Origin of the sequence: Pedobacter sp. MC2016-14, from assembly GCF_020991475.1 — a bacterium.
Taxonomy (GTDB): domain Bacteria; phylum Bacteroidota; class Bacteroidia; order Sphingobacteriales; family Sphingobacteriaceae; genus Pedobacter.
In genome coordinates this window covers 283,275-295,662 of the sequence record NZ_JAJMPA010000004.1, presented here as the reverse complement: position 1 = coordinate 295,662, position 12,388 = coordinate 283,275, and the positions used below count along the sequence as shown (strand labels likewise).

The window sequence follows — 12,388 nt, the reverse complement described above, 5'->3', positions numbered from 1 at the left end:
AAACGATATAATGAAACTATTAGAAGGAAAAACGGCACTGATTACTGGTGCTTCTAAAGGAATAGGCCGCAAGATAGCGGAGAAATTTGCTGAACATGGTGCCAATGTTGCATTTACCTACTTATCTTCTGTTGAGAAAGGATTGGCCCTGGAACAGGAATTGCAAAGTTTTGGGACTAAGGTTAAGGGTTACCGTTCTGATGCTTCTAAATTTAATGAAGCGGAGCAACTTATAAACGACATTGTTGCCGAGTTTGGCACCGTAGATATCGTGGTTAACAATGCCGGTATTACTAAGGATGGTTTGCTGATGCGCATGACTGAAGAGAACTGGGACGATGTAATGGACGTTAACCTGAAATCGGTATTTAACGTAACTAAAGCTGTTTCTAAGATTATGATGAAAGCCCGTAAAGGGTCTATCATTAATATGAGTTCGGTTGTTGGTGTACAGGGGAATGCTGGTCAGGCTAATTATGCAGCTTCTAAAGCTGGAATAATTGGTTTCTCTAAGTCTGTAGCTAAGGAACTGGGATCACGTAATATCCGTACCAATGTTGTGGCACCGGGTTTTATCCGTACAGAAATGACTGATGTATTGGATCCTAAAGTTGTAAAAGGCTGGGAAGATGGTATACCGCTAAAACGTGCGGGAGAAACGGAAGATGTAGCAAACGCATGTTTGTTTTTAGCATCTGATATGAGTGCTTATGTAACCGGACAGGTATTATCTGTTTGCGGAGGTATGCTATAGTTTAATGAAATTCAACTTATAACCAATCAGCCGCTTTTAAAACGGCTGATTGGTTATCTAATAAAAATTGTGCTTTGCAATTGTTTGATAAAGAAAAACATATATTTGTGAATATGAATCGTTTACTCGAATTGATCCGTAACAAATACTTCCTCATTGTAGTGGCTTTCGTTGTATGGATGTTGTTTTTTGACAAAAATGATATGTTATCGCAGTACGAATACAAATCGCAGGTGAATAAGATGCAGGAAGAAAAGGACTTTTATGTGAAAGAGATTGCTCATATCAGAAAGGATCTTGATGAACTGAATACCGATTTAAAAACAGCGGAGAAATTTGCAAGGGAAAAGTATTTCATGAAAAAAGACAATGAGGATGTTTTTGTGATTGTACATGAAGCACCAAAAGATTAAACTTCAGCATTCCTTTTTCTCAATACCCATTCTAGGGTAAGAAGCGTTATGATGATTGCAAAAATCCATTTAAAGCTGATGAGTTCTTCAAATTTTCTATCTTCATAACTTAACGTTTTAATCTGCTCGTTTTGTTCCAGATCATTTAATATTTGCAAAAGATTTTCAGGGCCATACATTTTTCCATTGTTTTGGTGACTGATGGTGTATAGCAATTGATGGTTTGCAATGGTTTGCTGATACTCTGCCAGCAACGTGTTTACATAAAAAGCTCCTGTGCTACTGTATTTTTTGCTGCCTAGCTGCGTATTGGCAGTATATGAATAATTGCCTCCGGGTAGTGGACCTGCATTTAGCTGGTAAGCCGATTCTAATCTGGAAAAACTAAAGTTAAATGTTTTTTTATGCTCGTCCTGGATTTGAATGTTTACTTCTGGTGCATTTACAGGATGATAACTATCGTTATAGAGAACAGCATTCAGCAGAATGCTTTCATTCTCATCAAATGCATTTTTAATCGGTGTTACTTTGAACTTTCGCTTGTCGTCTTTAACAGATAAGTATTGTACGGTTTGCGACATCAACTGGTTAAAGACTTTTGCTTCTTCTCTACTTTTCGCTTCGGATAACCTCCATCTCCACAGCCCCTCTCCAATTAAGTATGCTGTTTTTTTTCCATTGAGCGCTGTAAAGAACAATTGTGGTATTGTAGTGTTGCTTTTGCCTAAACGTTGTTGTATGGCTACGTCGGCCATTGTATTGAGAATTACCTTTAACCTGGGAATTTGTAAGGGGTCATACTGACTGATGGTTCTTTTTGCATTTTCATCAAGGCTAAAAGTGCTAAAAGCAGGATTAACATTGCTAAATGTTTCCAGAATTGCACTTGAACTTAATGCTAAGGTAACTGCTTGTTGTTCCTGATTGAATAACGTGAAATTACTTTGTGCACCTGTGATGTACCAGACAGGTGCTTTGCTTTCCTTTAGCTTTTTATTAAAATTGGCAGTATTATAGCCAGCAGAAGGAAGCTGATAAAGAATCACTAAGCCATAATTGGCAGGCTTTACGGTATCTAGATCTGCATTTAGCACCACATTAACATCATAGTGTTTATTTAATGTAATGGACTGTTTTAGTGCTGCGATGTCGGGATGTGGCCCAGCGCCGGCAATGAGCACTTTTTGTCTGTCATCTATTACTTCTATGATAATATTCTGATTGTTGTTCTTTAAAGAAGCTTCGTTTTCAAGTTTACTTAAACTGAGGGTGTATTTATGGAAGCCGGGTTTTGTAGCCTTTATTTTAACTGCAATGCTTTTTGTAAATGCGTTTGAATTGAGTTGGATTTGCTGCCCCTGGATTTGCTTCCCATTTTCGAAGATAGACAGTTTGGTGTTTTCGCCTTTGCTTTCATAGGCCTCGGTTTGTACTTCAACAATAAATTCGTTGTCAAGGTAAACCAGATTGTTATAGTTGACGTTCGCAATGAGCAAATCCTTTTTAGGGATGGTGTCTCCGAGTGCTATGGTATATACGGGTGCTTTTAGATTATTTAAGTCATAGATGGGGTTTCCGCCCCGGTTAAAGATGCCGTCTGTAGCCAATACCACAGCTCCAATATTACGGTTTAAGTATTTATTGTTAATGGTTTTTATAAAATGGGCAGCATTGCTGGTTTTTCCGGGATAATTAAAATCTAAGCCAGACTTTACACTATCACTAAAATTATAGACTTGAACTTCAAACTTCCTGGAGAGCCGCTCAGTCAAGGTTTTTAAATCACTTTCATATTTTTTTTTATTGAAAGCCGAAGGCGCATTTCCCGCAGAAATGGAGTTGTCCTGTCCGATAACGAGAATGGGTTTTTCAAGCGTATAAGAAATTTGACGTATCAAGGGTGAAAATAATAACCACAATACAAGCATTACTGCTATTGCCCTGAAAGTAGCCAGTAAAAAGCGTAAATGCTTATTTAGCTGTTTTGTATGGCCATACAAGAGCCATGCATAAGCAATACCGATTATCAGGCAGGCGGGAAGACCAAGTAAATAATAAAGATTCACAGCATTACTCATAGCATTATCGTAAAGATGCTAATTTTTTAAAATTTACACGTAACTTGTTTGCATAAACTGTACAATATGAAACCATCACGGTCTTTTAAAACTACAATCAAATGATTAAGGTCATGTTAAGCTTCATCACAAATAAAAAGCAAATTATAAACGGATGAAAGTTTCAGTATTTATCTTAAGTATCATTCTTGCAATGGGAAATTCATTTACAGAAGGAGGTTTTAAAAAGCAGCAAATGAAATTTGAGCGGGTAAAAGTTGCTTACCAGGATAAATGGCCTGCTTTACAAAGCGAGCTGAAAATGAAAGGCTTTAATCCTGGATTTAAAATGTGTATAAGGGCATTTAAAAGTGAGGGCATTTTGGAGTTGTGGTTGCAAAATACAGACGGAGATAAATACCAACTTTTTAAAAGCTATCATTTTTGCCAGCATTCTGGTTTACCAGGGCCAAAATTAAGAGAGGGAGACAGGCAGACCCCCGAGGGTTTTTATCATATCATAGCATTTAACCCTCAAAGTAATTTTTATTTGTCTCTGGGGATTAACTATCCTAATCAGGTGGATTATGCCAGGAGTGATGTTAATAATGTTAAGCCGGGCAGCGAAATTTATATTCATGGAAATTGTGTAACTGTAGGATGTATTCCATTAACAGACGAATTGATCAAGGAAATTTATGTGATGGCTATTGAGGCCAGGGATGCCGGGCAAGTGGAGATCCCGGTGAGCATATTTCCTTGTAAAATGACGGACAAAAATTTAGCCGCTCATTTAAAATATTATCCCCGGCACAAGGCGTTTTGGGAGCAGTTACAGGAGGGCTACACGTATTTTGAACGGCACAAAAAGTTGCCAAATGTAATAGAGGATAAAAAAATGGGCTACAGCTTTAAATAAAAAACCGGCGGGGACTTGCCCGCCGGTTAGGTTTCCTTCATCTTTAAAATTAATCCTCATTTCGATGCAATGCATCTATGAGAGATCTGATGAAATGTATTATTTCTTCAGGAATTTGAAGTCTTTGCCGATAAAACGTGCTGCAGCACCTAGTTCCTCCTCAATACGTAACAACTGGTTGTATTTTGCAATCCTGTCAGAACGTGAAGCAGAACCAGTTTTGATTTGGCCACAGTTTAACGCAACTGCCAGATCCGCTATAGTGGTATCTTCTGTTTCGCCGGAACGGTGACTCATTACTGAAGTGTAACCATTGGTTTGTGCTAAAGAAACGGCATTAATTGTTTCTGTTAAAGAACCGATTTGGTTTACTTTTACTAAAATAGAGTTAGCTGTTTTCTTGTCAATACCGTCTTGTAAACGTGTAACGTTGGTTACAAACAAATCATCACCAACCAACTGAACTTTATCGCCAATTCTATCGGTTAATAATTTCCAGCCTTCCCAATCATTCTCGTCCATACCGTCCTCAATGGAAAGAATAGGATATTTCTCAGATAACTGAGCCAGGTATTCTGCTTGCTCCGCACTGGTACGGATAGCACCTTTTTCACCTTCAAATTTAGTGTAATCGTATTTTCCGTCTTTATAGAATTCAGATGAAGCACAATCAAATGCGATATAAATCTGCTCACCAGCTTTATATCCAGCTTTTTCGATTGCTTTGATGATGGTTTCAACCGCATCCTCTGTACCCTCAAAAGTAGGTGCAAAACCACCTTCGTCACCTACAGCAGTAGAAAGTCCGCGATCATGTAGAATTGCTTTCAGGTTATGAAAAACTTCAGTGCCCCATCTCAATGCTTCAGAGAAAGAAGATGCACCAACTGGCATAATCATAAATTCCTGGAAAGCAATAGGTGCATCTGAGTGAGAACCACCGTTAACGATGTTCATCATTGGGATTGGAAGAATATTTGCATTAACACCGCCAATATAACGATATAAAGGCTGACGGCTTTCCTGTGCAGCTGCTTTTGCCACAGCCAAAGAAACACCTAAAATGGCATTTGCACCCAGGTTACCTTTATTTGCAGTGCCATCCAATTTAAGCATGATGCTATCAATTGCATTCTGCTCAAATACATCAACACCTCTTAATTCCGGAGCAATTTTTTCATTTACGTTGGCAACGGCTTTTAAAACACCTTTGCCCATGTATACAGATTTGTCATTATCACGCAGTTCTACAGCCTCGTGCATTCCTGTTGAAGCACCTGATGGTACTGCCGCACGACCTTGGATACCATTTTCTGTAATTACGTCAACTTCAATCGTAGGATTGCCACGCGAATCAAGGATTTGTCTTGCATGGACATCAATTATTAAGCTCATTCTATTGGTTTTATGTTTTTAATTTCTATTAAACCTGCTTAGTGTAAAATATACAATTAGTAGGTGAAAATTCAAAGTTATAATAAATTTTAAATTATCGAAGGTAATGCAGGTATTTTTGTTGTTATTCCCATTTAAAAACCTTTACAGCAAGCGCATAGATGCCGAGTCCCCAGATCAATATGATCAATATCTGCATTCTAACATCCCACAATCCTGCGCCTTCAAAGGCTACTTTACGCATCGCATCATTTAAATAAGTTAGTGGTAAAGCCCTGCTGATTGGTTGCAGCCAGGAAGGGAAATTGTCTATAGAGAAAAAGGTGCCTGATAGCAAGAATTGTGGTAAGGTGATGATGTTGGAAATGGGCGGGATGGTGCTTTCACTTTTTGCCAGCCCGGAAACCACAAATCCAAATCCCATAAACACGATAACGCCAAGTGTGGCAAGTACCAGCATATTGAGTACAGTAAGCGCCCCATTAATCAAAGTAAAATTGAAAAAGAAATGTCCTAGAAGAATGATGAAAATTGCGCCGAGTAAAGTAAAGCCAATTCTGGCGATGCCTTCGCCAAGTACGATGCTGGATTTGCGAACTGGTGTGGCAAAAAAACGTTTGATGACCAGGGTTTGTCTAAGATTAAAAAATACAAAGGCAGTACCAAATACACCAGTACTTAACAGTGAGAAGCCAAGCTGACCAGGGAGTATAAAATCTATTGTTCTGTATGTGCGGCCTTGCATAGTGCTGGCGCGTATTTCAGCTACAGTAGGTTTAAGGTCTTTGATGTTCAGGGTGTACAAGAGATTGTTTAATACAGATTTCAAGATGTTTCCTTTGTCAAGTGATGCAGAAGTGTAGGTTACATTTACAATATAGGCTGGCATGCCAGCTTGATTTTTTTGCACATCAATAACGCCGTCTAAATTGCCTTTCAGTAAGCCGTTGTCCAGCTCTTCCTGTTTTAAATTCGTAGACAGACGAATTACGGAGCTTTGCTCTAATGCTTTTATAACTGGATTTTGCCGGTTAGATCCAGGAGTAATTCCAAGGTCAACCTTGGTGCCGCCTCCACCCAAAAATCCAAAAACAAGGATAAAGATAAGGGGGAATGCCAAGGTAAAAACTACTGCTGAGGGGCTCCGCATGATGGAGCGGAAACTAGCTTTGGCCAGAGCCAGTGTAGCTGTAGTATGGTTGTATTTTTGTTTCATAACGCTATCCTTCTCGCCATTCTTTACCTGTCAGGTTGATAAATACATCCTCAAGATTGGCTTTTTTAACTTCTTTTTTACGTTCAAACCCACTGTTTACCAATTGGTCTATCAGGTTGTCGGGCGTGTCTAATGCAATGATTTCTCCACGTTCCACAAAAGCTACGCGGTCGCAAAGCTGCTCGGCCTCATCCATATAGTGTGTAGTTAAGACAACCGTAGTCCCATTTTTTCGGATCTCAATGATTAAGTCCCATAGATTTCGCCTCGCCTGTGGGTCAAGACCTGTTGTAGGTTCATCCAGAAAAATAATTTGCGGGGCGTTGATGAGTGTGGTGGCAATAGAGAACCGTTGTTTCTGTCCCCCAGAAAGCGCTTTATATTTTGCTTTAGCTTTATCTTGCAGGTTTACTTTCTCCAGCATTTCCATTGGCTTCACCTTTACACCATACAAACCGGAAAAAAGCTCCATCAGCTCTACCAGATTTAAGTTTGGGTAATAACCTGCTGCCTGAAGCTGTACGCCTATAATTTGCTTAATATCGCTAGCCTCTGTATCTACATTATACCCGCCTACAAGAATTTCTCCTGAAGTTTTATTTCTCAGGGTTTCTATAATTTCGAGTGTTGTGGTTTTTCCAGCTCCATTTGGTCCCAGCAGTCCGAATATTTCATTTTCATAAACATCAAAGCTGATGCCATGAACTGCAGTAAAATCATCATATTTCTTGACCAGGTTTTTAACACTGATCATAATATTTTGTTTATCCATTGCTTAAATGTAAGGAGGTTTTAAACAAAAAGAAGTGACAGGAGTCACTTCTTTTTAAATATGTCTATATCATGATTTTTTGTTGATTACCAGCTTACTTCTCCGCTCATCAGTCCTACAAAATCGTCGAACAGGTAACGGGAGTCATGCGGGCCAGGAGAAGATTCAGGGTGATACTGTACAGAAAAAGCTTTTTTGCCTTTTACACGAATCCCTTCAATAGATTGATCGTTTAGGTTGATGTGGGTAATTTCAACCTTGTCAGAATTTCTTACTTCATCCGGTACAACTCCAAATCCATGGTTTTGTGAAGTTACTTCACAATGATCTTTAATGATGTTTTTAACCGGGTGGTTTAAGCCACGGTGACCGTTAAACATTTTCATTGTATTTATACCATTAGCCTGCGCAAGCAACTGATGTCCGAGGCAAATACCAAATAAAGGCTTGTCAACCTCCAGGATTGATTTTACCGTTTCAATGGCATATGGCATTGCAGAAGGATCACCGGGGCCATTTGAAATAAAATAGGCATCGGCACCCCATTTTTCCATTTCTTCAAAAGAAGTTTTGGCTGGATATACCTGTATATATAAATCGCGGTTGTCGAAGTTGCGTAAGGTGTTTTTCTTGATTCCAAAGTCTAATGCTGCTACTTTATATTTAGCCTCAGGATTACCATAAAAATAAGGCTCTTTAGTAGATACCTGAGAAGACAGTTCAAGTCCGTCCATTTCAGGAACTTCAGCAAGTTTTGCTTTCAATTCTTCCAAATCAGTAATTTCAGAAGAAATGATGGCATTCATTGCACCGCGATCCCTGATGTGGCGCACTAAAGCTCGGGTGTCGATATCCGAAATGCCTACAATATTTTCATTCTGAAAGTAATCCTGAATAGATTCATCGGCTTCCTTACGGCTATAGCCAATGTTGTAGTTTTTGCAAACCAGACCGGCAATTTTAATAGAATCTGATTCTATTTCTTCTTTGTGTATGCCGTAGTTACCAATGTGTGCATTGGTGGTAACCATAATCTGTCCGAAGTAAGAAGGATCAGTGAAAATTTCCTGATAACCTGTCATTCCAGTATTGAAGCAGATTTCTCCGGTTGTGGTACCAATTTTTCCCGCAGCTTTGCCGTAAAATACGGTGCCATCGGCCAATAACAAGATAGCTGGTAACTTGATGTAGTTAGTCATGTTGATGAAAATCAGAAAAAATGTTTGAAAAAGAAATAAAAGAAAGGGGACCCTCGGCTGATGCGCCTATCATTTTGTTGATAAATGTGTCGTTTTTGAACCCGTTCATTTCGGGATACAAAGATAGGATTTGTGCCTTATAAAACCTAATTTTGTTTCCATAAAACACAAAACGATGTCTGTACATAAAGAAGTAAAAAGAATCACTACCCACATCCTCCAGGAAATGAAACATAGCGGAGAAAAAATTGCGATGTTAACTGCTTATGATTATTCTATGGCTACGGTTTTGGATGATGCTGGTTTAGATGTATTACTTGTTGGAGATTCTGCTTCTAATGTTATGGCAGGTCACGAAACTACTTTGCCAATAACACTTGATCAGATGATTTATCATGCTCAGAGTGTTGTTAGGGGTGCAAATAGAGCTTTTGTGGTGGTCGATTTGCCTTTCGGTTCTTACCAGGGAAATTCTAAAGAGGCCTTAATTTCTGCCATTCGCATTATGAAGGAGTCTGGTGCGCATGGTGTAAAACTTGAAGGCGGTACAGAAATTATAGATTCTGTGTCACGGATCATTACAGCTGGTATTCCTGTAATGGGACATCTGGGCTTAACCCCACAGTCTATCTATAAGTTTGGGACTTATACTGTAAGGGCAAAAGATGAAGCAGAAGCAGAAAAATTAAAAACTGATGCATTGGCGCTTCAGGAGGCCGGATGTTTTGGCGTTGTACTGGAAAAAATTCCTGCTGCCCTGGCAAAAGTTGTTTCGGAAAGCTTGCATATTCCAACGATAGGGATTGGTGCAGGCCCGCACTGCGATGGGCAAGTATTGGTCGTAAATGATATGATTGGTTTAACTAAGGGATTTAAACCTCGTTTTTTACGTCAATATGTAAATTTATACGATGGTATTTTAGGAGCTGCCAAATCCTATATCAATGATGTGAAGTCAAATGATTTTCCCAACGAGAAGGAACAATATTAATGCCTGTAACTGATAGAGACGTCCTTTTCGAGGACAACCATTTAATTGCTTTAAGCAAACGCGCCGGAGATATTGTACAGGTTGATGAGACTGGCGATAAACCGCTGGATGAACAGGTGAAAAGCTATCTGGCGCATAAATATAATAAACCGGGCACTGCATTTTTGGGTGTCGTACATCGCCTGGACAGGCCAGTTAGCGGTGTAATCTTATTTGCAAAGACCAGCAAGGCGCTTGAGCGCATGAATGCGGCTTTTAAAAATAGAGAGGTAAAAAAAACTTACTGGGCTGTTGTTCGGAATAAGCCAGCAAAATCGTCAAGCACACTTGTGCACTGGCTGGTAAAAGACCCCTCAAAAAATGTAGTTAAACCTTACCCGGCAGAGGTTCCTGGTAGTCAGCGTGCCGAACTGAGTTACCGGTTGCTGGGCGAACTTGGCGGTTATTACTTAATAGAAGTAGATCCACTTACCGGTCGCTCGCATCAAATCAGGGTGCAACTGAGTACCATGGGTTGTCCAATTGTTGGTGATAATAAATACGGATATCCTCGTGGAAGTCGTAAGGGCAGTATTTGTCTGCATGCCCGCAGGCTTCAATTTTTACATCCGGTAAAAAAGGAGCCTGTAAACATCTTTGCAAAATTACCCGTTGATGGTTTTTGGGAAAGATTTGAGCAATTTTAATCTTGCTTTATCAACCATCTAATCACAATCTACTTGTTTAAACACGATGTATTTTGATTCGAATTTTAAGGAACCTGGATCTTTAAATATTACCTTGCCGTTGTTTTCTTCTACTTCGGCAAATCCTTCAAGTAATTGATTGCCTTTTTTAAGGAATGCAACCTGACGAACAGATTTTGTGCCTTCGGCATTGAAGGTGTAATCTGCGATAATGGTGTCTCCTTTGATGATGCCGGCAATGGTACCATTGTTCTTATCTTTTTCATATAAATTATAGTTCAGGGTTCCGGTTACATTTGTACCTGAATAATCCATAGAAAGTGCTGCTGAATCTTTGTCTTTTACAAAAGTGTAGCATTCCCTGGTGCTTTTTACAGAGGTTACTACTGCTTTGCTGGCGCTGTCTATAGTTTTGTCTGCTTTTTTATTGCTTTGGCAAGCTGAAAATAAGGTTGCCATGGTGCCGAAAATTAGAATAGGAAGTTTCATGTTGAATGTATAATCTACCTGATACTTAACAATAGCCCTGCCAAAAATTATTGGAAAGGGCTTTGGGCTGGCCATAAATGAAAGGAAATTGTTGATGATATTATGTGTATCTTTGTCGCCATACGTACATTAAATTACAAATACATTGTTATTCGAAGAATTAAACCTGATTGAGCCAATTTTAAAAGCGCTGCAAACAGAAGGTTATACACAACCTACCCCAATACAAGAACAATCCATCCCAACTATATTAACTGGCAGAGACTTATTAGGATGCGCACAAACAGGTACCGGTAAAACGGCTGCTTTTGCCATTCCAATGCTGCAGTTGCTGAATAAAGAGCATCAAAATACTAAAGGTGGGCCTAGAACCCCCATCAGGGCCTTGGTACTTACGCCAACCCGGGAACTTGCTATTCAAATTGAAGAGAGTTTTAAAGCTTATGGCAAGAATCTTTCATTGCGCCACCTTGTAATTTTTGGTGGTGTTGGGCAGAAAGCACAAACTGATGCCTTACACAGGGGCGTAGATATCTTGATCGCCACACCGGGCCGTATGCTTGATTTAATGAACCAGGGATTTATTAACCTTAAAGACATTGAGATCTTTGTGCTGGATGAAGCCGACAGGATGCTGGATATGGGATTTATCCATGATGTGAAAAAAACCATAGCTAAATTACCAGCTAAAAGACAGACCTTGTTTTTCTCGGCAACTATGCCTCCTGAAATTCAGAAATTGGCCAGTACTATTCTAACAGATCCCCTGAAGGTTGAAGTTACACCAATCTCTTCAACCGCGGAAAAGATAGAGCAAACCGTTTATTTTGTAGATAAGGCGGATAAAAAAAACCTGCTTATTCACATTCTTAAAGATAAAACTATTGCTACGGCCCTGGTTTTTACCCGAACAAAACACGGTGCAGACCGGGTGGTTAAGGATTTGATTAAGGTAGGTATTAAGGCTGAAGCTATTCATGGTAATAAATCTCAAAATGCCCGTCAGCGCGCATTGACCAATTTTAAGGCTAAGGTAACCCGTATTTTAGTGGCTACTGATATTGCTGCCCGTGGAATTGATGTTGATGAACTGACACACGTAATCAACTATGAACTGCCTAACATACCTGAAACTTACGTGCACCGAATAGGCCGTACTGGCCGTGCGGGTAACAGCGGTATTTCCTTCTCTTTCTGTGAAGGAGAAGAAAAAGAGTATCTGGACGATATTGAAAAACTGATTGCACTTAAAATTCCTGTACAGGAAGATCATCCCTATGCCATGAGTTGGCAAAGCCTGATGTCTGGTGCAGCGGCAGCTAAAGTAAAAGGTAAAGCTAAGCCATCAAGAGGTGGACGTCCAGAAAGAACTGAGCGTCAGCCCAACATGAGTGGGTCAAGGAAGCCCGCTGGTGGTGGCGGAAACCGCTGGGGCGGAAAAAGCAAACCCAAAGCACAGTAATTAATAAATGCAAGATCATACAGCCCCGGATTTAA

At 39.7% G+C, this 12,388-nt stretch carries 12 protein-coding genes; 6 read left to right on the top strand and 6 right to left on the bottom strand.

The window, feature by feature from the left end:
- The first annotated feature begins 10 nt into the window (after nt 1-10).
- Both fabG and LPB86_RS19625 read left to right on the top strand, forming a co-directional pair.
- Nucleotides 11-754, top strand: a complete 744-nt coding sequence (gene fabG, locus LPB86_RS19630) for a 3-oxoacyl-[acyl-carrier-protein] reductase (protein ID WP_230693121.1) — start codon at nt 11-13, stop codon at nt 752-754.
- Between the two features lie 113 nt (nt 755-867).
- A complete protein-coding gene (locus tag LPB86_RS19625) occupies nt 868-1,167 on the top strand; it encodes a septum formation initiator family protein (RefSeq protein ID WP_230693120.1) in 300 nt (99 codons plus the stop codon).
- On the opposite strand, the gene LPB86_RS19620 is transcribed toward LPB86_RS19625, so the two are convergent.
- Nucleotides 1,164-3,245, bottom strand: a complete 2,082-nt coding sequence (locus tag LPB86_RS19620) for a hypothetical protein (RefSeq protein ID WP_230693119.1) — start codon at nt 3,243-3,245, stop codon at nt 1,164-1,166. The two genes, LPB86_RS19625 and LPB86_RS19620, sit on opposite strands and share 4 nt — an antisense overlap.
- 154 nt (nt 3,246-3,399) lie before the next feature.
- Here LPB86_RS19620 and LPB86_RS19615 point away from each other — a divergent pair, with 154 nt between their 5' ends.
- Complete coding sequence (locus tag LPB86_RS19615; protein WP_230693118.1) at nt 3,400-4,143, top strand: murein L,D-transpeptidase family protein; 744 nt, start codon at nt 3,400-3,402, stop codon at nt 4,141-4,143.
- A gap of 99 nt (nt 4,144-4,242) precedes the next feature.
- On the opposite strand, the gene eno is transcribed toward LPB86_RS19615, so the two are convergent.
- From eno to carA, 4 genes are all read right to left on the bottom strand, one after another.
- Nucleotides 4,243-5,538, bottom strand: coding sequence for a phosphopyruvate hydratase (gene eno, locus LPB86_RS19610; protein WP_230693117.1), 1,296 nt, complete (start codon nt 5,536-5,538; stop codon nt 4,243-4,245).
- A 124-nt stretch (nt 5,539-5,662) separates the two neighbouring features.
- Complete coding sequence (locus tag LPB86_RS19605; protein WP_230693116.1) at nt 5,663-6,754, bottom strand: ABC transporter permease; 1,092 nt, start codon at nt 6,752-6,754, stop codon at nt 5,663-5,665.
- Nucleotides 6,755-6,758: 4 nt separating this feature from the next.
- The gene (locus LPB86_RS19600; protein ID WP_230693115.1) at nt 6,759-7,526 is read right to left on the bottom strand and encodes an ABC transporter ATP-binding protein; all 768 of its coding nucleotides are present in this window, start codon (nt 7,524-7,526) and stop codon (nt 6,759-6,761) included.
- Between the two features lie 86 nt (nt 7,527-7,612).
- Nucleotides 7,613-8,725 (bottom strand): glutamine-hydrolyzing carbamoyl-phosphate synthase small subunit, encoded by a 1,113-nt coding sequence (carA, locus tag LPB86_RS19595; protein ID WP_230693114.1) that lies wholly within the window; start codon nt 8,723-8,725, stop codon nt 7,613-7,615.
- Nucleotides 8,726-8,900: 175 nt separating this feature from the next.
- On the opposite strand from carA, the gene panB reads away from it, so the two are divergent.
- Both panB and LPB86_RS19585 read left to right on the top strand, forming a co-directional pair.
- Entirely contained in the window at nt 8,901-9,716 is an 816-nt protein-coding gene (panB, locus tag LPB86_RS19590; RefSeq protein ID WP_230693113.1) for a 3-methyl-2-oxobutanoate hydroxymethyltransferase, read from the top strand.
- Nucleotides 9,716-10,402, top strand: a complete 687-nt coding sequence (locus tag LPB86_RS19585) for an RluA family pseudouridine synthase (protein WP_230693112.1) — start codon at nt 9,716-9,718, stop codon at nt 10,400-10,402. The genes panB and LPB86_RS19585 overlap by 1 nt, the downstream gene beginning before the upstream one ends.
- Nucleotides 10,403-10,420: 18 nt before the next feature.
- Here LPB86_RS19585 and LPB86_RS19580 read toward each other — a convergent pair whose 3' ends face one another.
- Entirely contained in the window at nt 10,421-10,966 is a 546-nt protein-coding gene (locus tag LPB86_RS19580; protein ID WP_230693111.1) for a hypothetical protein, read from the bottom strand.
- 70 nt (nt 10,967-11,036) lie between these two features.
- Between LPB86_RS19580 and LPB86_RS19575 the strand changes: the two genes are divergently transcribed.
- On the top strand, nt 11,037-12,353 hold the full coding sequence (locus LPB86_RS19575; RefSeq protein ID WP_230693110.1) for a DEAD/DEAH box helicase: 1,317 nt from the start codon (nt 11,037-11,039) through the stop codon (nt 12,351-12,353).
- Nucleotides 12,354-12,388 lie beyond the last annotated feature (35 nt).